The 22,314-nt window shown below is 53.7% G+C and carries 25 protein-coding genes; 16 read left to right on the top strand and 9 right to left on the bottom strand.

What is annotated here, in order from left to right:
* Positions 1-66: 66 nt before the first annotated feature.
* From F4Y39_21235 to F4Y39_21165, 15 genes are all read left to right on the top strand, one after another.
* Complete coding sequence (locus F4Y39_21235) at positions 67-258, top strand: transcriptional regulator (GenBank protein ID MYC16258.1); 192 nt, start codon at positions 67-69, stop codon at positions 256-258.
* A gap of 149 nt (positions 259-407) precedes the next feature.
* The gene (locus tag F4Y39_21230) at positions 408-1,097 is read left to right on the top strand and encodes a DUF3102 domain-containing protein (GenBank protein ID MYC16257.1); all 690 of its coding nucleotides are present in this window, start codon (positions 408-410) and stop codon (positions 1,095-1,097) included.
* A complete protein-coding gene (locus F4Y39_21225; protein MYC16256.1) occupies positions 1,051-2,643 on the top strand; it encodes a transposase family protein in 1,593 nt (530 codons plus the stop codon). The genes F4Y39_21230 and F4Y39_21225 overlap by 47 nt, the downstream gene beginning before the upstream one ends.
* Positions 2,644-2,690: 47 nt before the next feature.
* Entirely contained in the window at positions 2,691-3,560 is an 870-nt protein-coding gene (locus tag F4Y39_21220; GenBank protein MYC16255.1) for an ATP-binding protein, read from the top strand.
* Positions 3,557-3,781, top strand: coding sequence for a hypothetical protein (locus F4Y39_21215; GenBank protein ID MYC16254.1), 225 nt, complete (start codon positions 3,557-3,559; stop codon positions 3,779-3,781). Before F4Y39_21220 ends, F4Y39_21215 begins: the two co-directional genes overlap by 4 nt.
* A gap of 156 nt (positions 3,782-3,937) precedes the next feature.
* Positions 3,938-4,204 (top strand): helix-turn-helix domain-containing protein, encoded by a 267-nt coding sequence (locus F4Y39_21210; GenBank protein MYC16253.1) that lies wholly within the window; start codon positions 3,938-3,940, stop codon positions 4,202-4,204.
* Positions 4,205-4,316: 112 nt separating this feature from the next.
* On the top strand, positions 4,317-4,568 hold the full coding sequence (locus F4Y39_21205; protein ID MYC16252.1) for a hypothetical protein: 252 nt from the start codon (positions 4,317-4,319) through the stop codon (positions 4,566-4,568).
* The gene (locus F4Y39_21200; GenBank protein MYC16251.1) at positions 4,565-5,362 is read left to right on the top strand and encodes a helix-turn-helix domain-containing protein; all 798 of its coding nucleotides are present in this window, start codon (positions 4,565-4,567) and stop codon (positions 5,360-5,362) included. Before F4Y39_21205 ends, F4Y39_21200 begins: the two co-directional genes overlap by 4 nt.
* Complete coding sequence (locus F4Y39_21195) at positions 5,359-5,622, top strand: hypothetical protein (GenBank protein MYC16250.1); 264 nt, start codon at positions 5,359-5,361, stop codon at positions 5,620-5,622. Before F4Y39_21200 ends, F4Y39_21195 begins: the two co-directional genes overlap by 4 nt.
* Positions 5,619-6,347, top strand: a complete 729-nt coding sequence (locus tag F4Y39_21190; protein MYC16249.1) for a hypothetical protein — start codon at positions 5,619-5,621, stop codon at positions 6,345-6,347. Before F4Y39_21195 ends, F4Y39_21190 begins: the two co-directional genes overlap by 4 nt.
* Positions 6,295-6,687: a hypothetical protein gene (locus F4Y39_21185; GenBank protein MYC16248.1), complete on the top strand. Its 393-nt coding sequence runs from the start codon at positions 6,295-6,297 to the stop codon at positions 6,685-6,687. The genes F4Y39_21190 and F4Y39_21185 overlap by 53 nt, the downstream gene beginning before the upstream one ends.
* A gap of 4 nt (positions 6,688-6,691) precedes the next feature.
* Positions 6,692-6,943 carry a hypothetical protein gene (locus F4Y39_21180; protein ID MYC16247.1) on the top strand — a complete coding sequence of 84 codons (252 nt, stop codon included), beginning with the start codon at positions 6,692-6,694 and terminating at the stop codon, positions 6,941-6,943.
* A gap of 12 nt (positions 6,944-6,955) precedes the next feature.
* Positions 6,956-7,342, top strand: coding sequence for a hypothetical protein (locus tag F4Y39_21175; protein ID MYC16246.1), 387 nt, complete (start codon positions 6,956-6,958; stop codon positions 7,340-7,342).
* The gene (locus tag F4Y39_21170) at positions 7,326-7,703 is read left to right on the top strand and encodes a hypothetical protein (GenBank protein ID MYC16245.1); all 378 of its coding nucleotides are present in this window, start codon (positions 7,326-7,328) and stop codon (positions 7,701-7,703) included. The genes F4Y39_21175 and F4Y39_21170 overlap by 17 nt, the downstream gene beginning before the upstream one ends.
* Position 7,704: 1 nt before the next feature.
* A complete protein-coding gene (locus F4Y39_21165) occupies positions 7,705-7,920 on the top strand; it encodes a hypothetical protein (GenBank protein MYC16244.1) in 216 nt (71 codons plus the stop codon).
* 286 nt (positions 7,921-8,206) lie between these two features.
* Here the strand turns inward: F4Y39_21165 and F4Y39_21160 are convergent, their stop codons facing one another.
* Both F4Y39_21160 and F4Y39_21155 read right to left on the bottom strand, forming a co-directional pair.
* On the bottom strand, positions 8,207-8,620 hold the full coding sequence (locus F4Y39_21160; protein MYC16243.1) for a toll/interleukin-1 receptor domain-containing protein: 414 nt from the start codon (positions 8,618-8,620) through the stop codon (positions 8,207-8,209).
* Between the two features lie 26 nt (positions 8,621-8,646).
* Positions 8,647-9,423, bottom strand: coding sequence for a toll/interleukin-1 receptor domain-containing protein (locus F4Y39_21155; GenBank protein MYC16242.1), 777 nt, complete (start codon positions 9,421-9,423; stop codon positions 8,647-8,649).
* A gap of 72 nt (positions 9,424-9,495) precedes the next feature.
* Between F4Y39_21155 and F4Y39_21150 the strand changes: the two genes are divergently transcribed.
* The gene (locus tag F4Y39_21150; protein ID MYC16241.1) at positions 9,496-10,806 is read left to right on the top strand and encodes an aminomethyl transferase family protein; all 1,311 of its coding nucleotides are present in this window, start codon (positions 9,496-9,498) and stop codon (positions 10,804-10,806) included.
* 77 nt (positions 10,807-10,883) lie between these two features.
* Here the strand turns inward: F4Y39_21150 and F4Y39_21145 are convergent, their stop codons facing one another.
* From F4Y39_21145 to F4Y39_21115, 7 genes are all read right to left on the bottom strand, one after another.
* Positions 10,884-13,331 (bottom strand): FAD-dependent oxidoreductase, encoded by a 2,448-nt coding sequence (locus F4Y39_21145; GenBank protein ID MYC16240.1) that lies wholly within the window; start codon positions 13,329-13,331, stop codon positions 10,884-10,886.
* Positions 13,332-13,572: 241 nt separating this feature from the next.
* On the bottom strand, positions 13,573-16,692 hold the full coding sequence (locus tag F4Y39_21140; protein ID MYC16239.1) for an isoleucine--tRNA ligase: 3,120 nt from the start codon (positions 16,690-16,692) through the stop codon (positions 13,573-13,575).
* 385 nt (positions 16,693-17,077) lie between these two features.
* Positions 17,078-18,340, bottom strand: coding sequence for a hypothetical protein (locus F4Y39_21135; protein ID MYC16238.1), 1,263 nt, complete (start codon positions 18,338-18,340; stop codon positions 17,078-17,080).
* Positions 18,340-19,086: a mechanosensitive ion channel gene (locus F4Y39_21130; protein MYC16237.1), complete on the bottom strand. Its 747-nt coding sequence runs from the start codon at positions 19,084-19,086 to the stop codon at positions 18,340-18,342. Before F4Y39_21130 ends, F4Y39_21135 begins: the two co-directional genes overlap by 1 nt.
* A 143-nt stretch (positions 19,087-19,229) precedes the next feature.
* Positions 19,230-21,227, bottom strand: a complete 1,998-nt coding sequence (locus F4Y39_21125) for an ion channel DMI1 (GenBank protein ID MYC16236.1) — start codon at positions 21,225-21,227, stop codon at positions 19,230-19,232.
* A gap of 118 nt (positions 21,228-21,345) precedes the next feature.
* A complete protein-coding gene (locus F4Y39_21120; GenBank protein MYC16235.1) occupies positions 21,346-21,534 on the bottom strand; it encodes a hypothetical protein in 189 nt (62 codons plus the stop codon).
* 2 nt (positions 21,535-21,536) lie between these two features.
* Complete coding sequence (locus F4Y39_21115; protein MYC16234.1) at positions 21,537-22,208, bottom strand: hypothetical protein; 672 nt, start codon at positions 22,206-22,208, stop codon at positions 21,537-21,539.
* Positions 22,209-22,314: the final 106 nt, after the last annotated feature.

Below are 22,314 nucleotides of genomic sequence, written 5' to 3'. Positions count from 1 at the left end.
ATATACATTGTTCCGATCGACCGGAACAATGTTAAAGTTTGTAACACACCTCAAGAAGGAACTGCAATGTCGCCAACCGAAATCCGATCCAGCCTAAAAAAACGCGGCTACCTCATGGTCGATGTGGCCAATGAGTGTGGGCGGACGCTCTCGGCCGTCAGGAACAGTATCTACGGCCTGCCGTTCCCTTCACCTGCCATTCGACAGCACATTTCTGAGATACTCGACAAACCTATAGACGCAATATGGCCTGAGTAAAAAGCAAACGCCGGCCATTCCTCACGGGCCGGTAGGGGTGCGGGGCGAGCGCGATCGACCAATCTGCTGCTCGCTCCCCCACCTCAAACAAAAACAACACCTAATAATAACCAATATTTAGGCGCCTTTCAAGCACAAAGGAATACCACATGCCTGCACAGCCTCAGCTATACACCGAACCGCACGACGAAACCACCTACTCCGAGATCGAAGAGATCGAAAACAACATCAATCGGTGCCAATTTTCCATCCTTGAAGACTCCATCCGCATCGGGCAGTATCTCCACCGCGCACGCGGGCTGCTCGATTATGGCGAATACCTCTCATGGGTAGAAAAATTTATGCCGTTCCAGCGCGCCGACGAATGCCTGTGGCTCTCCGATGCCTACAGCGATTCGGACACAAACCTCTACCATTTGCTCCACGACGCGAACATCAAGTCAAAATCGAAGGCACTGCTCTTTCGTCGCCTGCCTGAAAACTTGATCGCCGACTGCCTCATGGTAGGCCATTTGGGCGATGTGCCATTGGGTGAAGTCGGTGACCTGTCTGTGCGAGACATCGCCAAAAAGATCCGGGAGCTGATCATTCCCACGCCCACCACGCCCCTGCCCACCCAGACAGAAATCCATTTCAACGAGCACATCCACCGCCCCCTCGTCGATGGGGTGTCCGCACTCCAGGAGGCACAGGATCGGATCGCTGAGTGGGTGCTGTTATCGGACGGTGATGATCTGACCAGGAAACAGGAGCGCAACTCGCTCGTGACACTCCTCGACGAGATCGACGGGTTTGTCTATCGAACGCGTAATGTGCTCATGGGAGGAACACATGGATGAGGCTGTGAAAAACGAAGTCCGCAACTCGCTACGTCCGCTATCAGGCCGCGCAAAAAAATCCCGTGCCGCCCTGTGGGCAGATGAACTCGGCTGCTCTATAGACACCATCTACCGCTGGTCGCGCAACGGGGGTATATCTGCCCGGAAACGTCGATCTGATAGGGGCGTGCGGCGCTCCGCTGTTTCTGAAGAAGCGAAAAAGGCGATGTTCTCGCTCTCCGTGCGATACGGCATGTCCGCATCTGAAGTCATCGCCCATGCCCTCGCGCATGGATGGATCGCCCAACCCATCCATGTGGGAACTTTTAACGCGTGGCGGCGCCAGGCCGGTATCTCAGATCGCCAGCTCACGAAGCCTGGAAAAATACCAGGCGCGTCATACCGCAACAGGCTCAAAGACCAGCCTCACAGGCGATTTGAGGCCGAGCGGTCGAATGAGATCCACCAGATCGATCTCACGGAATTGAAGCCATATTTCGTTCAGGACGGCGAAAATGTGGTTGGCTTTGAGGTGGATCTCGGACCCAATCGGGAAAAAAATGGCTACCCCCGACTGCAGCTCGTCGCACTCGTCGACGACCACTCCCGCTGCCTGTACGCCGAGGTGGGGAGGAGAAAAGACACCGACGCCTGGATGGACTTCTGTATCCGTGCTTGGGAAAAGGTCGATGATGGACTCTACGGCGTCCCCGACATCCTCTATGGGGATAAGGACGGATCCCCGCGCGCCACCCGGTTCCAGGAGTTCGCGGGCGATATGGGTGTGGAATACATACCCCACCAGCCGGGCAACAGCGCGGCGAAGGGCAAGGTGGAATCCGGCGCGATTAAGTACTTGAAGGGTCGCCTTTCGCGCCTGCTCATGGTGCTCTACGACCAGGGCCAGCCTGTGTCCATCGACGAGGCGAATGAGCACCTGCAAAAAATCGTAGAGGAAAAGAACACCCGCCCCCACAGCGTGACGGGCGAGGTGCCGCTTGATCGTTTTCGCCGCGGGCTTAAAAGCGTGCGATTGCTACCGGATGAGGAAAAGCTCCTCATCTACTACTACGAGGCTCACACACGCCGCGTGCTCGCCGATCTGACCGTCAGATTGAATGGTGTCCAGTACCAGCTACCCCGCCACGAGCCATTTCTCTCGCTGGTGGGACAGCGCATTGATGTGCGATCCAGCACCCACCCTGCCCGATCCCAGCACCTCATCGTGGTCATTGACCAGGAAAGTCACATCATCGATGCCGTCCAGGCCGCACCCGATAAGGCCGGGAATATCCGCTCATTGCCGACATCCGACAGGGAACGGCACATCGCGGCTGCCTACGAGACGGATATAGGCGATTTCGATCCGGTGCGTATGTATGAGCAGGAGCCAGACACCGTCACCCCTATCCCCATACCCGCGCCTGAGCCGGAGATGACGAAAATCGAGGTCAAGACCCGATTGCTCAGGGAAGGGCGGCGGGCACTTATTGGGCAGGTGGATGACATGTTTTCCGGCAGAGACAAGATCTCTCTGTCGGAGTATCGAGAACTCACAGGTACATAACCTATATGGGCGCGTCCGGTTAAATTCCGTCAGGGGAGAGGGGAAGGATGTCGGGCGTGCCCACCAAACTTAAGGAGCTACATATGAAACTTTTTCGGTTTTTCGGCCTATCACACGATCCGTTTTGTCGGCCTGAATCGGCAGATGATGCGATCATCACACAGGGCATGTCGGACACCATCGAGCAGGTGCGGTCTGTCATAGATGACCAGAGGGGTATCGCTACTCTCATAGGCTCGCCAGGATCGGGAAAATCGACCATAGCGACACTCGCTACAGAAGACCGCTATGTCATCCGGCCGCTCGCGCCGACCAATAGAATGACGCCGGGGCATCTCTATGAAGCCATCCTGGACAGTACAGGTCAGCCGTCGCGCCGTTCACTGGAACATCGCGCGCGCGCAGCCAGGGACGCGATCCAAGGAGCGATAAGCGAATATGGCACCTGCACGCTGTATATAGACGACGCAGAGGCTGTGCCCACAGAAACATTGGTCGCGGCACGGGCATTGCGGGAAATCGCGGGTATTTTTGCGCCTCCCATCTCATTGCTGTTGGTGGGATCGTCATCTTTGCGGCGCAGGCTATCCAGCGAAGTCTCGTTGCTCGGGACAGATGCCCAGGCTGAGCACATCGAAATCAGTGACATATCGGATGTGGCAGAATATCTCGTCCTGGCCTGTTCGCGTGCAGGCAGAGCCGCGGGCGACATATTCTCACCCGACGGCGTTGGGGCAATCCAGGGGGCGTCTCGCACCATCTCGGAAATGATTTCTATGGTGCGCCGCTGCCTGACATTTGCACACGATATCGCAGAACCTGTCATCACTGCCGAAATCGTGTCCGCCTCCCAGGCCACAGCCCGGACGACTGCTGGTGTTCAGGGCCGGGCCGCAGATGAAAGGATGGTCGCATGAAAGAGACGCCAGCCCTCGCGGTATCCCGCGAGGATTACACCGACATATACGATGACGCACACCTGTATCATCGGATCGCATCCGAAATCTCCGCACTCGGATACCAAAAAGGCATGGGCGACCTGAGTGCCCATGTGGTGCTTGCAAAGCTGTCTAAATCTGTCGATAGCGGTACCGTGCAAGACCTGCTGGTCCGGCTGTCGGAGATCATTCCAGACTAGAGGGAGAGGGGGAGTGCTCGCTTTGGCCGAATCCGCTAGCAGGGGAGAGGGCGAGAGGAGGCTGCGGGCACAACGGGTCGCACCTGGCACTATCAGTTTCAGTCAGTTTCAGGGGAAGGGTGTCGGGCGCGACCCATCATTTAAGGAGGCAGGACTATGCACATGACACAGACACAATACCATATCCCGGCCTGCACAGTCCAGGCTGTGCGAGAGGCGACCGCCATTATCCGGACGCTACTCTCGTCCATACATCCTATGCAGGCAGGGCAGATAGCCCGCACCATCGGCGTGCCACATTCGCAGACGCAAAAACTCCTCTATACGCTGGAAATTGAGGGCCTGGTCGTATGCGACCGGCTCGACCAATGGGATATTCACAGCGACGGGCTGTGGGCTGCACTTAATGAGGAGCAGACATGAGACATCTATTGAGAGACATCTTTTACGCCATCGTAGCGGGCGTGATCGCCCTTGTGGTCCTGTGGACGCTGTTCTACGTCCTGGGGGCGACATCAGCGATACTGGAGGCGCTATGAGCATCGCAACATCCGTATATGCCGAGTATGTATTCGGGGGGCCGACCCCAGATACCGACCACAGCACGATCCTATCTGCGCTGCGCGCGATCACAGAGCAGGACGACGACAAGCCCATCTATTTTCCTGAGATATCCATCCTGTACCGATTCGACGATGGCTCTGCGATCGTCGTGGACGGAAAGGGCATCTCGGATCACGATACCATTGATGAGGCCGCAGAGGCCATTGCAAGGAGAGAAAAATGACCGACCTAATCAGCACTCAAGAGGCCGCCGAGGTCGTCGGGTGCTCTATCCATACCATCCTGAAATATGCGCGCACAGGCGCAATTCCACACACACGGACCCCCTTCAAGCAGGGGCGGGGATATAGGCTCGTGTATGACCGTGCTGACATAGAAGCATTCGCCAGGCACTGGAAAAACGGAGGCACACAGAAGCACCGAAAAGCCCCTGTCGCCACACGCCTGCCTGGTGGATTTGTGAATGCCGCCTACTTGGCCAGGCAGATGGACATCCCGCCCCAGACGATCTACACCGCCGCAAAGAATACGGACATGCGAACGAAAAAGCATGGCCAACGGCTCTATGTCCACGAAGCGTCGATGCGAGCACTACTTGATGGGCGTGACCCCGAACAAGTCAACCCTGCGGACTGGAGCTGTTTCGGATACGATGGGAGCAAGCCGCTTTTTTCAGGCACGCTGGATGAGTGCATAGCATGGCGCGACTCGCCCGACGCACCCGAATATGTCCGTATTATTCGGTGCGAGCAGAATGACCTTATCACCGCGATGATCGAGGATCTGGATGCTGCGCTCGAATGCCCAGCGCGTGGTGCCGGTCGGACAGAAAATGAAATAGGGCAGGATTGTCGGGAGTGCCTCAGGGAAAGCCGTGCGCGTGCCGCGTGCTGTGATGCGATTGAGGGGGGAGAGATTCCTGAACCGAACCCGCTCCTCACAGTCGATTTCACCCGTCCGCAGGGATGGGAGATGCGTGTGCTCAGACGGGCTGGATTAGAGGAGGTGGCGGCGTGAAGCTCACAGTGTCCGCACACGCAATATTCCGCTATAAGACCCGCGTTCGGGACTGCGCCACAAAGCTGGTCGTTGCCCAGATTGAGGCGGCATATGCGACGGGCAGCACCACGCGCACACTGCCGGGTGGCCACCGCTTTGTGGATGCCGCTGATCTGCGGCTGGTCGTGAACCCGGAGAACGTTGTAATGACAGTGTATGTGCCGGGCAAGGGGCACTGCCCCGGCCTGGACGCCAAATATGGGGAGACAGCACGATGACCGATACCACCCGGCAGACATGGCTCGCATTGAGGCACCGTATCGGGAGAGATAATGCGATCACAGCGGCACAGATCGGGGCCGATATCGAGTCCGATACGGATGATGTGCGAGCATCTATCCGCGCACTGCGCGACCAGGGCTACCAGATCATTTATTCGTCGCGCAGCCCAGTGGGATACCACATTCCCGCATCATCCACAGAAGCAGAAAAGAGCACGGCCAGGCAGCGCGCGGCCATCCTGTCCCTCTGTCGCCAGGTGATCTTGCTCGAAGGCATCAGCATCGAGTCGCTCATAGCGGATATACGCACAGGAGTATCCCTGCCAGGGGCTGTCGGACAGCTGCTCCATGCCAAGATCGCAGAGCCAGCGACGAAAAAACAGATCAAGCACCTGTCGCACCTTGCTCTCTCCTCGGTGCTGCTCGAAGAGGAAGCTGATATGGCCTATCGAAATATAGCCTCGGCTGTATTCACGAAATTGAGTGCGAAGGTGCTCATATCCGACCTGCGCGAGCGGATCAAGACACGCGAGCAGGCGCGGGTCGATTCAAAGCGACGAAGGATGGCCTACCAATCCGCCCACCACCCAGACCAAGAGCCCGACACGCTCATCCGTCGCGACGAGTCGCGTGTCCGACAGGTCTGGAAAAAATCACAGGAAAAGCCAGATGGAACAGATGACGATACAGTACGAGGCCCTCAGCCGTCTCACCCCCGATGAGTCGCTGGTGTGGGACATGCTCTCGACCTCCCATCGCGGCAGGGATGAAGCGGTCACGCAGGCAGTGCTAAGCGTCGCTGCCGGAATGCCTGCACGGAGACTCAGGAACATCATCAAGAGCCTCGTGCAGGTGCATGGACTGCCTGTTGGCTCCACCCCGCATTCGCCTGCGGGGTATTTTGTTGTGGAGACACCAGAAGAGCTTGCAGAGATCGTGGAGCGCTACTACCGCGGCGCCCTGTCGCTACTCTATCGCATGCGGCGACTGAAAGACATCCCGATCGGCGACTTGGCCGAACAACTCATGCTGGATCTGCGCACCTATACCGATAAGGAGTGAGAATATGCGTAAGAAGATTTTGCCCATCCTCTATCTCAAGTCAGACCACAGAGGCTCTGAGGTTGCCCTCAATCAAACCCTATGGAATAAGGTGCTGGAATCCTCGGCCAGGGAAGGCAGGCTGATGGACCTGCTTGAGATGTTTATGCACCTTACGAGCGATATCGCAGATAAAGGAGAGTCTATAGATAAAGACTTGCTTGAGGAGATGGAACACAAACTGAGCAAGTCACAATTTGGCCCAAAACTCAACTAAGAGGCAGATACCATGACAGAAAATGACACCCTCACCATTTTGGCGGCACTTTACGCACTGGATGACGAGCGGAATCCATACGAATATCGGTGCAAGCTCGCCCGCCAGATACTGCACAGCATGACGACTGTCCCAGGCAAACCAAAGCAGGAATTGACGGACAGGCTAAAGTCGGTCATCGACCAGGCGAAAGGTAGCCCGCAGAACGAAAAGAGTTTCTATGACATCATGCTGGCATACCGGGATTTTGCAAGCCCCCACGACCTCGTCGATATGCCAACAGATTGCCCGGCTCTCAACGGCCTGCTCAACACTGTCGAAGTGGCCTATGTCGCATGGGAAGAGCAGGGAAAAATTGATCAGCTTGAAATCGTGACGGGGTGTGGATATGACGATTGAAGAGGCCATCGAACGGGTGATTGCGACGCACCAGATTGACCGAGGCAGCGTTGAGGTACCTGAAGGGAAAGACGAAAAAGAAGTGCTTTTGATGCGGCTGGCAGACGGGGAGTTTGGCGGCCTCTCGTCGTCGAAGTTCGGCACACCAGAGAAGCCCACCATGATCCAGATCGCCAGGTTAAATCGCCTGGCGCAACAAGTTTTTCCGGAGTTCTGGCAGCAAGAATTGCGGGATTTTATCCGCATTCTGTACAAGACTTCGACGGACAACACCACCCCGCTTATGCGCGTGCTGACACGGCGCCAGGCCGCGCGGGTTATTATCGAACTCGACAGGGTAAAAGAAAACAGGGTGTGCTGATATGGCCACGAAGTCGATTCCGACCTACTTGCGCCACACAATCCCCCACCGCGCAAAGTGCCACTACTGCGGTACGCACGGCGACTGCTGGTGGGTCTATACGGATCACGGCAAATTTAGCCGTTGCGATATGTGCAGGGACAGGCATTGGGATGAATACATCGCGCGAACTTCGGGGCCTCAGCAGATGGAGCTTTTCGGCTCTGAACGAGAATGAATAGCCTGCTCGGTACCCGCAAAAAACTCGGCCCCTGATCTTCTCGATCGGGGGCTTTTTCGTGTCGTATGCCGATTTCCCGCATCACCCCGCGCTATCCCACTATATCCCACCTCTCGCACCACCACCCTCGTCAAATTATTGCACGCAGATTATTGCACGCAGCCCTATATTATTGCAAGTATTATTATATTAGAGCAGTCAGCAGTCAGCGATGATAGACGGAAGGTGGTGTAAGAAAAGTACGAGGTGAGGGACTAAGAGAGGCTGGGACTGGAATTATTGATCACGGATTTCTATATCCTATACCCCATATTCGGAACAAATCGCGAAATCCATCATCAAAATTTTTCGTGAAATCTACCATTTGAAAGATGGACAATGTCCAGGACAGTTTTTCATAATCACAATCTCGATATAACAGAGGGATGATTCTTTCCCCAAAATGAGATTGGTCAAGAGCGAAAAGCAGTTCTCTTTTTACCCAACGAGATTCCACAGAGTTGGGTGAGAGTATAATCACAAACCAATCGCATCTGTTTAGTGCCAGGCCAATTTCGTCATGCCATTGCTGTGCGCCTAAAATATCAGTGCGACTATACCAGGCTGGAATACCGTGATCGCGTATTACATTGGCTAAATGAGATACAAATTCTCGATCATGGTCCGAATGGGAAAGGAAAACTTCTTCAGGTAGCATGGAAGGGCTGTACTTTGGGAGAGGAATTAGGAAGATGCCAGGAGGGTATCGGCAATTTTGCGAATCCCGTCTTCTTCTGTTTCATGTTCAGTCAAGTCAATGATATTTAAACGCTTCAGAATCCAGGGTATATCATCTTCTGCAATTGTTTTATCTGGATCAATAAGAACAGGAATAAGACGTCCACTATATTCTAGCGCTCCGAGAGCATATTCTACATCGCGTTGCACCCAGATGGATTTTAATGATTCAGGCGTTAGCAATACAACCATTGCGTTAGATTCTTGTAACCCTTGAGAGATTTTAGCTGCCCAATTGTCTCCGGGGAAAATTTCGTTACTCGCTTCCCAAACATTCAAACCCTGATCTTGAAGCAAAGATGCAACTTTCCTGGCAAACATTGCATCATTATGCGAATGGCTAATAAATATCTGCATGATAGGTCTCCATCTGAGATATTTTCCAAAATCCCTGTGATTCAATTTATCATATAAAGCATAAATAGGCAAGGGCAGTCTCAAAATGCGGAGTAGGCCATGTGGAAAACCGTCAGCATAATCGCATTTATACTCGCGATAGGTATAGGTGCAAAGTGGATGATAGACGGAACTCAGATCTTTACGAAAAACAAGCAGCAAGTGGTCGTCGTAGATGAAATGTTTGGCACTGAAAGCGTCGAATGGAAAGAAGGATTCTGGTTGGGATTGGACATAGCGGGACCAACAGCGGGCGTATTGATCGCGGTGGGTATTTTGGGGTTGTATAAAAGCAGGACATGAAGCCATCACAACTGAACAACTCATGCGAAATCATTATCTACTGGTTGTCCCTGTAGCCGGACTGAGACCCGGTGCATCATCAAAAGGAGATATTCCATGAACCGCTCCCGATCAGGTACCCAATGCATCAGCGTGGATCAGTCTGACCGGTGCGTGCCCATTAATCTCCGCCAGTCCGGCGCGACCCCGGTAGAAATGCTCATTTCCACCCGCGTCCGCAAATCGCCGTATTGGCATCTATCAATGGAGGCTGGGTGCTGGCGTGCCACCGTGTACAACCGCATATACCACCCGCGCGGCTATGTGCGCCCGCAAGATGGCGGGGCTATGGCCGAATACGACGCGCTGGTCAATCACGTCTCGCTGTGGAACGTGGCTGTCGAGCGCCAGATCCAGGTGAAGGGACCAGACGCCGACGCCTTTGTCAACTACGTCATCACTCGCGACGCCACCCTCATCAAACCAATGCACGGAAAGTACGTCATCCTCTGCAATGAAGACGGCGGCATACTCAACGACCCGGTGTTGTTGCGCCTCGCCGAGGACGAGTACTGGTTTTCGCTGGCAGACAGCGACCTGGAAATGTGGTTGCGCGGTGTCAAAGTAGGACTGGGCTACGATGTGTCCATCGGCGAAATCGATGTGGCACCAGTGCAGATTCAAGGACCGAAGTCCGAGGCATTGATGGTCGATCTGTTTGGCGAGCGCGTGCGCGATATTCCGTTTTATGGCTTGATGGAAGGGGAAGTGGCCGGACATCCAGTCGTGGTTTCGCAAACCGGTTTTAGCGGCGAGAAAGGCTACGAAATTTACCTCAGAGACGCCACTCTGTACGCCGAAGACCTGTGGCACACACTGCTCGAAATCGGCGAGCGGCACCAACTGATGGTAATTGCCCCGGCCCATCACCGACGCATCGCTGCAGGCATCCTCTCCTGGGGTCAGGACATGGACCAGGAAACCCTGCCGTTCCAGTGCAATCTCGGCTACCAGGTGCCGCGCAAAAAGCAGGCCGCCTACATCGACAAGCAAAAGCTCAACGAGGTGCGGGCGGCCATCGAGGCCGGGAAACCTCCATTTCGCAATGTACTGGTCGGAATCACCTTCGGAGGAATGCCGGTGACGGACTATGCCCACGACTTCTGGCTGATTAGTGCCGCCGAGGGCGGTGATCCGCTCGGCTACGTCACCTCGCCGTGGTTTTCGCCCGAGTTGGAAACCAACATCGCGCTGGCTTATGTGCCCTGGGAAATGCGGGCCATCGGGACAGCCCTGCGCGTCCACCTCCCCCCCGAATACGGCGACTGCGCGGTGTCCGCCGAGATCGTCGAGGTGCCCTTTCGCCCATCGGTAAACCCCAACATCCGCGAAGTGGCGCAGCGCAAAGGCCGCGATTACGTCAACTAACAGGGTGCGCCAGCCGCCGGATACAATAATACGCCCCCGAAAGGAGGGCGTATTATTTTTTGCAGCATGCCAGGTCCTCAGCACTTGAGGCGCATCATCTGCGGATCCCACAAAGGTTCGGAGGCAACCGTAGCTGAGAGAAACTCGCCAAAGTATTCGATCTCCACATGGGTTCCCACGCGGGCGTGTTGCACCGGCAGATAGCCGTAGGCGATCCCGCGGTTGATAGAGTAGCCGTAGTTGGCACTGGTGACATAGCCAACTATGCGGTCATTGATCCAAATCGGCTCGTTTCCCATGACCACCGCGTTGGGTGTGTCAAGGGTCAGACAGCAGAGTTTTCGCGCCGGGCCTTGCACACGAGCCCTGACGAGAGCCGCCCGACCAATGAAGTCCCCCTTCTCCATCCGCACCGCAAAAGCAAGTCCGGCCTCCAGCGGATTGTACTCGGTGTGGAGTTCGTTGCCCCAAAGCCGATAGCCCTTTTCAAGCCTCAGAGAGTCAAAAGCCCCTAATCCAGCGGCAATCGCGCCGTGGGGCTGGCCAGCTCGCCAAAGTTCATCCCACAGGGCTTGCCCAAACTCGAACGGCGCGTAAAGTTCCCAGCCGAGTTCGCCGACATAGGAAACCCGCAAAGCAAGAATCGGAATTGCGCCGATGTCGAGATGCTGCGCGGTCAGGTAGGGAAATGCGCGGTCAGACACGTCGGCGTCGGTAATGCGACGCAGTAGTTCGCGCGCCCTGGGACCCCAAACGCCTACACAACACCAGCGGCTGCTCTCATCGGACAGGACAACTGAGCCATCTGTGGGCATGTACCGGTGGATCCACGCCTTGTCGCGCTCGGCGGTACTGCCACCAGTGACGATGAAGAATTGATCGTCGGCAAGGCGTGTTACGGTCAAATCGCACTGGATGCCCCCCTGTGGCGTAAGCATTGAGGTGTAGGTAATGCGGCCCTCGGGTTGGTCCAAGCGGTTGGCGGCCAAATAGTCCAAAAACGCCAGGGCCCCCGGCCCAGATACGCGAAATTTGGCAAATGGAGTCAAGTCAAAAAGCCCCACGCGCTCGCGGACAGCGCGGTGCTCTGTGCCGATGATCGGCGACCAAAAACGCGCCGCCCAGCCGCTGCGGGTGTGACTGTAGTCGGTGGGGACCGCGTTGGTCTCAAACCACTGAGGCCGTTCCCACCCCGCGCTTTCGACGAAGACGGCCCCCAGTTCCCGATAGCGTTGATGGCACGGGAGGAGGCGTAGGCCGCGCGGGGCGGCTATCGGCTGGGCCGGATGAATGATGTCGTAAACCTCGCGGTATTGCTGCGTACTGCGCTGGACGACATAGGACGCGGTGCGCTGGTAGGGAAGGAAGCGGGCGAGGTCGGCGTGGCGCAAATCCATGGTTGGCTGGCCGTTTGCCATCCACTCGGCAACCGCTTTGCCAGCACCGCCAGCATGCGTGATCCACACCGCCTCGGCTGACCAAAACCCCTTCACCTGAGGAGCCTCGCCAAGCACGGGCATTCCGTCTGGCGTAAACAGCAACAAGCCGTTGACCTTGCGGGACAGTGCGGCTCGACCAAGTGCTGGCAGCAGTTCGCTGGCCGAGATCATCCCCTCTCGGAAGGCCGCGGCCGACCAGGGCCGCATTGAAGGCATCTCGGGGGCTTCCTCGTGCGACTCGATATCCTCCGGTTCGACGCGCACAGGCTCGTGGTCGTAGGAGCCGATGATGTACGCCTTGCCCTCTTGCCGGCAGTAGATTGCCCGGTCCTGATGGCGGAGAATAGGGTGCCGATATTGCATGGTTTCCCCAGCGAGTTCGGGCAAGGGAGTTGTTTCGGCGTACAGGTGGCAAAAAGGCACCAGCGGCAGGGAGACGCCGGCCATCTGACCGATCAGGCGCCCCCATATCCCGGCGGCACAGACGATGGCCTCGGTGCGGATATGCCCGCGATCAGTATGCACCGCAACCACGCGGCCCCCGACCACGTCAATACCGGTTACTGTGGTATTTCCATAAAACCTCGCGGCCCCGCTGGCCTGGGCTTGGTCTCCCATAGCCTCGGCCAGTTGCCAGGCCCGTGCAATGCCATCGCCGGGCGTGTACAGAGCACCGTAAATCGAGTCGGTCAACAGCGGGATTTTTTCGCGGACCTCGTCCGGGCCGAGCAAGCCGGTATCAATGCCCCAGGTCCGGCCAGCCCCGACCTTGCGCTTGAGGTCGTCGAACCGCTCAGGCGTCGTCGCGACTTCCAATCCTCCGACCTCAAACCACAATGGCTCGCCGTCGGGTGGACTAAGGCGTTGGTAGAGCTGGGTCGTTTCGCGGGCAAAGACAGACATCATGCGCGAGACATTGACCTGGAAAACGAGGCCGGGGGCGTGGGAAGTCGAGCCGCCGGTTTTGAACAAGGGACCCTTTTCCAGGACCACAATGTCCTTCCACCCCAGTTGTCCAAGGTGGTAGGCCACGCTGGTACCGGCGATACCGGCACCGATAATAACGACCCGTGCGTGATTTTGCATCATAGCTCTTTCGATTACACTACACGACCAAAAAGAAATGCATTGATTACTACTGCAATACAAAGCGCGAATAGACGAATAGACGAATAGACGAATAGACGAACCCCGCCCAACCACCCAAAACCTCTGGATTGCGGCTAAAACCATGCCGCAATGACGGCTTTCATGTATACATTACCTGCTTCATTAGATTCGTTGATTCGTTGATTCGCTGATTCGTTGATTCGCTGATTCGTTGATTTTATAACACACTTGTTTTCTCGACGAGAAACCGCACGGCCTGGCCTTCGAGGTCAACCGCATCGCCATCTACCTCATCTGCGCGAACCAATCTCGTACAGAGCGTCTCACCCATGATATAATCCCGAAACTGATCGAAAGCAGGTGCCAGAGAATTGCCATTATCCATATATGTCACTGCAATCCGATCTGAAACATCCAGCCCCTTCTCCTTGCGGATATTTTGAATCACATGGACGATTTCGCGCGCCAGACCTTCGCGTACTAAATTTTCATCTCTGTGCAAATCCAGCGCCACTGTAATATCGCCTTCATTGGCCACTGCCATATCTTCTTTCTCTTCGCGCTGGATCAAAATATCATCCACCGTGAGATCTAAAGACTCCGCACCATCCAAATCCAATGACAGCGCGTGACCTTCGCGCAAAGATTGGATTTCCTCAAAGCCGAGACCCGCAATCTTCCCCGCGGCCACCTTCATATCTTTTCCCAAACGCGGCCCCAGCACTCTGAAATTGGCTTTTGCAGAAAGCGTCACCACTGCCTCTTCATCGTCGCGAATATCCACGCGCTTCACATTTAACTCATCCGCGACAATATCCTGTAACGCCCTGAGGTCTTCGCGCACATCCTCCTGCATAGACACGAGAATCACCGCACGCAAAGGATGTCGGGTCCTGACATTGGCCTGACTGCGCAAGAACCTGCCCAACCCGACCGCTGTCCGCGTGTGCGCCATCTGCTGTTCCAGTCTCTCATCCAGATCGGCTTCGATCACATCGGGATAATCGCACAAATGCACGGACTCCGGCATATCGCTCGCGCGCAAATTCCGGTAGATAGTCTCCGTGATAAACGGCGCGAAAGGCGCCAGTGCTTTAACCAGCGTCAAAAGCACGTGGTAGAGCGTCGCATAAGCAGACAATTTATCGCTATCATTATCGCTCTTCCAGAAACGCCGTCGGCTGCGCCGGATATACCAGTTGGTCATATCGTCGATAAATGTTGCAAATCGCGTGGCCGCTGTTTGCAAGTGACAGCGATCCAGACCCTGTCGAATATCGCGCACCAGATGATTTAAACGCGCGCGAATCCAGCGGTCAAGCGGATGATCTGACCGATCCGACGTGGGCTGCCAGTTATCAACACGCGCATAAGTAACGAGAAAACTATACGCATTCCACAAAGGCAGCAGCACACTGCGCATCGTCTTTTGAACCCCCTGTTCCGAAAACGCGAGATCTTCCCCGCGCACCACAGGAGAAGACAACATATTGAGACGCAGCGCATCTGCACCATACGTATTCATAATATGCATCGGATCGGGATAATTCTTCAAACGCTTGGACATTTTGCGCCCATCTTCCGCCAGGATCATACCATTGACCACCACATTCTCGAACGGCGGACGGTCAAAAAGGGCAGCGCCGAGCACCACAAGCGTATAAAACCAGCCCCGCGTCTGATCCAATCCCTCAGCGATAAAATCCGCCGGGAAATGCGCGTCCAGCCACTCCTTGTTTTCAAACGGATAATGGCGTTGTGCATAGGGCATAGAACCGCTCTCAAACCAGCAATCGAGCACTTCGGGCACGCGGGTCAATGGCCCCGTTTCACCCTCAATAATAACCGGATCCATAAAATGCTTGTGGATATCGTCAAACTTGCCACCCGTGCGTTCCTCCAGCTCGCCGATAGAGCCAACACACACAGTCTCACCCGTCTCTTCATTTCGCCACAGGGGAAGCGGACAACCCCAATAGCGATTGCGGGAAATCGCCCAATCCCGCGCATTTTCCAGCCAATTGCCAAAACGCCCCGCTTTGATGTGTTCGGGCACCCAGTGAATTTGCGCGTTTGCACGGAGCATATTGTCTTTAATCTTCTCAATATTGACAAACCAGGTCGAAATCGCCCTGTAAATAAGGGGCGACTCACACCGCCAGCAGTGGGGATAACTGTGATGATGTGTAGAGCGGTGAACGAGTTTGCCCTCCTCTTTTAAGCGATTCACAATATCGCTATCACAGTCCTTGACAAAACGCCCTTCGTAGTCATGTACCTCAGACGTAAAACGACATTCGGCATCAATCGGACAAACAGACGGAACGCCGTGAACGCGACCGGCTTCGGCATCGTCTTCACCAAATCCAGGTGCCGTGTGGACAACACCCGTCCCTTCTTCAGTAGTCACAAACTCTGCTGTAATAATGCGGAACGCCCCCTCCGCGCGCAGATCTTCAAAATAGGGAAAAAGCGGTTCGTATTGCAGACCGAGAAGTTCCTTCCCCTTTACGGTCCTGACAATCTCGGGTCTTCCCGAGGGATAATAGGTATCCACACGCGCCTCAGCGAGAACGTACGTCACATCCTCATCTTTGACATACACATAATCTATATCTTCGTGCACAGTCATTGCCAGATTTGACGGCAGTGTCCAGGGCGTTGTCGTCCACGCCAGCAGATATGTATCCGATTCTTCTTTGAGTTTAAACGCAACGGTAATAGCCGGGTCCTGCACCATCTCATAACCCTGATTGGCTTCAAAATTGGACAAAGGTGTTGCATCCCGGGGACAGTAAGGCAAAATTTTGTGTCCCTCGTAGATCAAGCCCTTGTCCCAAAGCTGTTTGAACACCCACCAGATAGACTCCATATAGTCGCGGTCCATCGTGCGATATCCATTTTCAAAATCGACCCAGCGCCCGATTCGCTTGACGAATTGTCGCCACTCGGCAGTATAGCGCAAAACAATACCCCGACAGGCCTCATTGTATTCCGCAATCCCGTACTCTTCAATCTCACTTTTGCTATTCAAGCCCAGTTCCTGACTGAGCTCGTACTCTACGGGCAAACCGTGGCAGTCCCATCCAAAAACGCGATCTACGTATTTGCCATTCATCGTTTGATAGCGCGGGATCACATCTTTAATCGTCCCGGCCAGCAAGTGTCCGTAATGCGGCAAACCCGTCGCAAAAGGCGGCCCATCGTAAAAAACGTATTCGTCGTTATTCTTTCGGATCTCGAGCGATTTTTCAAATGCCCTGATCTCATCCCAAAAAGCGAGCACCTTCTCTTCCTCTTTGGGAAAATTCACATTTGTATCTACTTTCTCAAACATTAAAAACTCCTATCAGGATCAGGATGGGCAGAGCCTGCACTGGAATGCCTCTATCCAGTGATGGAAGGATGAACAGGATACCCCCAACCCCACCCATCTGGTTAAACGCCCCAAATTGCTGCACAAAAAAACCGCCACGGCAAACGCCCCTGGCGGTGTGTCATACAAAAAGTATATAGCTTAAGACAAACAACACCCCACAAGCGTCTTCGCGGCATATATACGTATAATCCCAATGGCACTGCCCGGTGTCAGATAACCTGTCACCTGGGCAGGACCCTTTCTCAGTTGTGGGGATGTTTGACGGGTTGTATTCATATTTTTATCCTTTTCCTATCAGCGCGGTTAAAAATAGAAGTTTTGGTATTTTATGTCAAGCACTCATCTACAAATCAGCAACTTCCTCTGAAACCCGTAGTCGCCGCCCCCTATCATCCTCCGATCTTGTAATTGCCCACGCGATCCAGCTCCATACACCCAACGCGCCCAATGCGACAAGCGGATATACTGATCCCGGTAACCGCCCAATATTGAAAACCCTGTAAGAAATGGTCCCCGCCAGTGCAATCAATCCCGAAGTCATCCCCTTTGATGCGCGATAACCAAACGCATCGATCACTTCTTTTGCCCGGTACCTCGCATCAAACGAAAGCGGAATATAGAGCAACTCTTTTGCCGCACGAAACACCGAATAATCCAGCGTCTTAAACACCAGATAAGCCAACGCACCAGTAGTCAGAGTCGGATATGCCAACAACACCCCACACGTTATCAGATGAACCACCGGAATACCGAGATGGGCGGTTCGCAACGACACAAAATGCAGCAACAGGGGTGCAACGCCAAACTGAAACACAAACGCACATCCATTCAACAAAGCATAAAAATATCCCAAATAAGCGGTGCGTTCATCCTGTATCGGCAAAGCCGTCTCCACCAGTCCACTGAACCTCAAATCCAGCACCGCCGACACCATCTGCGTCACAAAAATCAAGCCTGCGAGATAGCGCAAAGTTGGAATATCCCGAAACAAACCCAATGCCAGCTTGCCCCGCTTTTCCGGCTCCTGAACTGGCACACCCCCCAGACCATACGCCCACCACGCCAGAAAGGCTGCTGGCAGCAGAGATAACCCTGCAAAAATCAACAGATGTTCACTGCCTATCACCTTCGCCGTTTGTCCTACAATCAACCCCCCACAAATCGCACCCACCGACGCAATCCCACAGATCGGACCATTGTACTTTCGCCCCTGATCATCTCGCAAGACGCTATTGATAAACGACCAGTATTGCTCAATAATCAGCACAATATACGCTTCGCGCAGCACATATAACACCCCGACCGCCGGATGAAAACCAGATAAAATACCCCCATAACACGCCAGAATACCCCCACCCGAAAGCACCGACGTCAAAAACAAAGTCTGCCGAGACCCAAACCGCGACAACAACACCCCATACCCCCAAACCATACCGAACGTACCCAGAGGCGCCAGCGTCATAACAAAAGGCAAATTGTGCGCCCCATACGCCCCAATAAACAACGACGTGGATACACTCCGCACAAACTCATATCCACACAACAAAAAACTCGCTGCAAATCCGACCATCAACGCACCGGCAACAGGTCGTCTATCTACTGACATTATTCTCCCCGATCATTTTCAGATGATGTCGGCAAATGCATGGGCACGGCACTGCGCACATGCAAATCTCGCTGTGGGAATGGAATCGCGATATCCCGCTCTCGAAATGCCTGGACAATTGCAAAATTCAAATCGCTAATCACAAAATACTGACGGGTAGGATCCACAATCCACACCAGCAAATCAAAATTCAGAGAACTATCGCCAAATGTCAGGAACTGGATCTGCGGCTCGGGATCGGACAAAACCTCTGGATGCGCCCGCCCCACCTCCAACAACGTTTCCGCGACCAGTTCCACATCGGAACCGTAAGACACCCCTACAGACACATGAATACGCACTTTTGACTCTTGAAAGCTCCAGTTTGTGACATTTTCAGATAGAAATTTTGAATTGGGCACAATAATCGTCACATTGTCCAGGGTCTCGACCTTTGTGCTATATGCATTGACCGCCTGCACACGGCCTTGCACACCGCCCACCTCCACAAAATCTCCTTCCTGCACGGGGCGCTCAAACAACATAATGAGTCCGCTGATAAAATTGTGAGTAATAGTTTGCAACCCCAAACCAATCCCCACCAGCAATACCGCACTGACCGCAGCCAATGTCGTCAGATTAATCCCGGTATATTCTATGGCGATAAATACGCCGATGCACATAATAACAATGTGCAATAGGCGACAAATAGCCGACTGCGAACCCTCGTTTAAATGTATCCGTTCAAACACATTGCGCCGCAACATGCGCTGCAACAACCGCGATATACCATACGCAATAAGAATAATCAGCGTAGCCGTCAGCAAAATGGCTGGCGTTATTTCTATTTCGCCAAAAGAAACGATTGGTTCTTCAATTACCGTGCGTAAATTATCCCATGGCTTCATACTTAATCCTCCCGAACCAATACAATAAGATCATCCGATTCACTTAGCATATATGGTTCATCACGCGCCGGATTGAGCACAACCCCGCCGTTTTGCAAGCGAATGCCCAGCGCGATTTCGCCCCGACATGCCGACATCTCTTTTATCTCTCCAAAGTTCACATTTTTACCTGCTATGTCGTAATCTGAAACCCGGCGAAAGAAAATCTCTGCACCACCAGCGGCAAACAACTCTTCATAAACGACATTGATCTCCCGACGCAACGCAACTTGTGCCAGCACATGGCTTGCGATCATTGGCGTAACCAAGACCTCGGTATCGTAATCTTCAAACAACGCGATATTGTCGAAATCCATCAAATCGACCAGAATTTCTGGTTCATGCGTGCTCCCCTCCAGCACATTCCTCAGCACCAGATGTCCCACAATCGTCCGCGCATCTGACTCTTCCTGTGTCTCTACCCAGTCACTGCCCAAAATCACCACATTGTCATACCCACCTGGCTCCATTTCTCTTAAATCTGACAGAGAAGTGGGATCGCCTTCGCGATGGGTGACAACGACTCGGCGCGGGTCAATACCTTTTTGCGCTACTTCAGCTTCTCTTTGTGCCGAGGGTATAAGAGACAAAACCGCGATCTCAAATTGTTCGCGCATCTGCCTGCCGAATTCTTTAAGCAAAACCGCAGCTTTGTGATTCCATCCCAAAATTAAGATGCGTCGTTTGCCTTTTTCCCTCACATGGGGCACCTCTTGAAATTTACGCGATACGCGTTCTAACTGATAATTTCTCAGAGGTTCACAATCCCCGTAATCTTCTGCCAAAAAGACCAGCCGGTCTTCTGCTTCCAAAATCAGATCCTCGGGCGGATTGAGCAGGGGGCAAAAAGTTTCACCTTGAGGACGCACCACACCCAGCAAAATCGCTTTGGGATACGCACCTGATAGATCGCCAAAACGAAAATCTGTAAACTCCTCGCACATTCGCACATAGACCTCATTGCCAACCCCGTGCGACAAGATATCGTGGAACACCTGTGACAATCCCGGATGACGCACATTTTGTGCCATACATCGCGTAATAAAAAGATCACTCGCCAAAATCTCTAAAATGCCTCTATAAGCCCTTTTAGCCATAAACACTTTGTCGGAATCAAAAATTTCTGTCACCAGCAGGGGTAGAACTTCTATTCCATCTTCTTTTTCCCGCTGATTCGCTATTGACAACAGTGTTTTTATGATACGCGTATCCGATTCATCCGCACTGCCATAGGCAAAATCCGCACCGGGCAAAATAATGGCACTCGCATTTTGAAAATCCACGCGCTCCAGATGTTCTATCCGCAGGGGTATCCCCGACCGAAAAGTGATCTTCTTAGGATTCCACAGAGGACCCAGTGCTCTCCGCAATTCCATCGTGCGCTCCAAACTCACATCTTCGGAAAGAATCACCACGTGTAACCCACGCGCACCGCGCAATTGTAAAAACCGGCGCACGCGACCTTCGGCACGCATCAACTCGCTGACAATTTCGGATGTGCGATTGGTCCATCCCAAAATCAAAATGTGATTGCGACGCACAATGGGCGTAAGCCCGCGCTCAAAATCGCGAATCGTCTGATTGAGCCACTGCGTCATAATCGCGATCAACGACCCCATAAAAAGCACGTATCCAAGCACTGTCACCACCGTTGAAATCACGCGGCGGGCAAGCCCTTCGTCATCCCCCAAATAACCCGGATCAGTCAAACGCAAAAAAGCCCACCAGATAGCTGTTTCGCGATCATCAAAAGGTGCATCCGTTCCCTGCACCAGCAAACCACCGCCAACGGCGACAATGCCAATTAAGGTCGCGATAAATAGCAATCGAGAATGCGCCCCGCTCAACAACAATCGCTCAACGCGAAATTTCAGGTAATTTTTTACTCGCGCAAACGGGTCAGTAGTTCGCGATCGTAGTTTGAAAAAAAATTTTCCCATACAAGCCACCTTATCAATCATAAGCACTGAATGAGAAAAAATAATCTTCAATAAGTCTCTCTGTCAAGCATTTGTACACAAAAGCCCCGGACGTCATCCAACGCCCGGGGCTTCTATTCATTGGTTGTCAACCAATCATTCAATACGTAACCTGATGTCTATCTCTCGTAATCAACCGATACCCCAGATACACCAGCACCACGGGGATTGCGACCTTCAATGCAAAAATCAAAATACTAAAAATCGTTCCAACGAGAGCCATCAGCAAGCAAAATGCAACAAACCCGCCGACGACCAGCAAGGCGATGCCGAATAATTTTGCCAACATAATTACTTCCCCTCCTCAGATTCACTATTCTGTTCTGCACTTTGTTTTATCTTCTCCTTCAACACCTGCATCTCCGCCTCGACGCGCTGCTTTCGCTCCAGTTGATCAAACTCCTCTTCCAACTGAGCATCGCCCGCCATCTCGGCATAGATCTCAGCAGTCGCTTCCTCGCGCGCCACATCCCGAACAAACCGATCATAAGCCTCTACACGCGCATCTTGTCGCATCTCCTGCACCACCACCTGTCTGCGAATCGCCAGAGTGCTTTGTCGCGCGCGGGCAGACGCCAACTTCGCCTTCAGTTCTGCGAGTCGCTGCTTCAGCGTCGCCGTCACCTCTTCCGCTTCCTCGCGTGCTTTCTGCAGGGTATTGACCGCCTCATCAACCACCACCTTCTGAAACAGCGCCTTGCGCGCCAGTTCCTCCTCACCGACATCCACAGCATCCTCTGCCTTGCGCGCCCACAAAGCCGACTCTTCCCGCTTCTGTGCAATCCGACGCGCCAGCAACTTCTCACTGGCCATCGCCTGTGCCACAGCAACCACCGCATCATCCAGCGCGTCCTCCATATCCCGAACCATTTGCCGCACCATCTTTCTGGGATCCTCTATCTTATTCAGAACATCGTCAACCTCAGCGCGGACCACATTGCTTATTCTTGAAAAAGTACCCATGGTATATCTCCTTTTAGTTTTTGGTTATCGATCATATGCACATCTACCTATCTGCAATATCTGTGCCAAAACTTGTTTCAGATTCTAGCTTGTTGTTTTTTTTATA

It is taken from the genome of Gemmatimonadota bacterium (genome assembly GCA_009838845.1).
Classification (GTDB): Bacteria; Latescibacterota; UBA2968; order UBA2968; family UBA2968; genus VXRD01.
The sequence above is the reverse complement of the archived record's forward strand: the minus strand, read 5'-3'. Positions and strand labels throughout refer to the sequence as shown.

What these genes read in the sequence shown, in the direction of transcription:
- F4Y39_21235 (MYC16258.1), top strand. Translation starts at nt 67, where the DNA reads ATGTCGCCAACCGAAATCCGATCCAGCCTAAAAAAACGCGGCTACCTC.
- F4Y39_21230 (MYC16257.1), top strand. Translation starts at nt 408, where the DNA reads ATGCCTGCACAGCCTCAGCTATACACCGAACCGCACGACGAAACCACC.
- F4Y39_21220 (MYC16255.1), top strand. Translation starts at nt 2,691, where the DNA reads ATGTCGGGCGTGCCCACCAAACTTAAGGAGCTACATATGAAACTTTTT.
- F4Y39_21215 (MYC16254.1), top strand. Translation starts at nt 3,557, where the DNA reads ATGAAAGAGACGCCAGCCCTCGCGGTATCCCGCGAGGATTACACCGAC.
- F4Y39_21210 (MYC16253.1), top strand. Translation starts at nt 3,938, where the DNA reads ATGCACATGACACAGACACAATACCATATCCCGGCCTGCACAGTCCAG.
- F4Y39_21205 (MYC16252.1), top strand. Translation starts at nt 4,317, where the DNA reads ATGAGCATCGCAACATCCGTATATGCCGAGTATGTATTCGGGGGGCCG.
- F4Y39_21200 (MYC16251.1), top strand. Translation starts at nt 4,565, where the DNA reads ATGACCGACCTAATCAGCACTCAAGAGGCCGCCGAGGTCGTCGGGTGC.
- F4Y39_21190 (MYC16249.1), top strand. Translation starts at nt 5,619, where the DNA reads ATGACCGATACCACCCGGCAGACATGGCTCGCATTGAGGCACCGTATC.
- F4Y39_21185 (MYC16248.1), top strand. Translation starts at nt 6,295, where the DNA reads ATGGAACAGATGACGATACAGTACGAGGCCCTCAGCCGTCTCACCCCC.
- F4Y39_21180 (MYC16247.1), top strand. Translation starts at nt 6,692, where the DNA reads ATGCGTAAGAAGATTTTGCCCATCCTCTATCTCAAGTCAGACCACAGA.
- F4Y39_21175 (MYC16246.1), top strand. Translation starts at nt 6,956, where the DNA reads ATGACAGAAAATGACACCCTCACCATTTTGGCGGCACTTTACGCACTG.
- F4Y39_21165 (MYC16244.1), top strand. Translation starts at nt 7,705, where the DNA reads ATGGCCACGAAGTCGATTCCGACCTACTTGCGCCACACAATCCCCCAC.
- F4Y39_21160 (MYC16243.1), bottom strand. Translation starts at nt 8,620, where the DNA reads ATGCTACCTGAAGAAGTTTTCCTTTCCCATTCGGACCATGATCGAGAA.
- F4Y39_21155 (MYC16242.1), bottom strand. Translation starts at nt 9,423, where the DNA reads ATGAGTTGTTCAGTTGTGATGGCTTCATGTCCTGCTTTTATACAACCC.
- F4Y39_21150 (MYC16241.1), top strand. Translation starts at nt 9,496, where the DNA reads ATGAACCGCTCCCGATCAGGTACCCAATGCATCAGCGTGGATCAGTCT.
- F4Y39_21145 (MYC16240.1), bottom strand. Translation starts at nt 13,331, where the DNA reads ATGCAAAATCACGCACGGGTCGTTATTATCGGTGCCGGTATCGCCGGT.
- F4Y39_21140 (MYC16239.1), bottom strand. Translation starts at nt 16,692, where the DNA reads ATGTTTGAGAAAGTAGATACAAATGTGAATTTTCCCAAAGAGGAAGAG.
- F4Y39_21135 (MYC16238.1), bottom strand. Translation starts at nt 18,340, where the DNA reads ATGTCAGTAGATAGACGACCTGTTGCCGGTGCGTTGATGGTCGGATTT.
- F4Y39_21130 (MYC16237.1), bottom strand. Translation starts at nt 19,086, where the DNA reads ATGTTGCGGCGCAATGTGTTTGAACGGATACATTTAAACGAGGGTTCG.
- F4Y39_21125 (MYC16236.1), bottom strand. Translation starts at nt 21,227, where the DNA reads ATGATTGATAAGGTGGCTTGTATGGGAAAATTTTTTTTCAAACTACGA.
- F4Y39_21120 (MYC16235.1), bottom strand. Translation starts at nt 21,534, where the DNA reads ATGTTGGCAAAATTATTCGGCATCGCCTTGCTGGTCGTCGGCGGGTTT.
- F4Y39_21115 (MYC16234.1), bottom strand. Translation starts at nt 22,208, where the DNA reads ATGGGTACTTTTTCAAGAATAAGCAATGTGGTCCGCGCTGAGGTTGAC.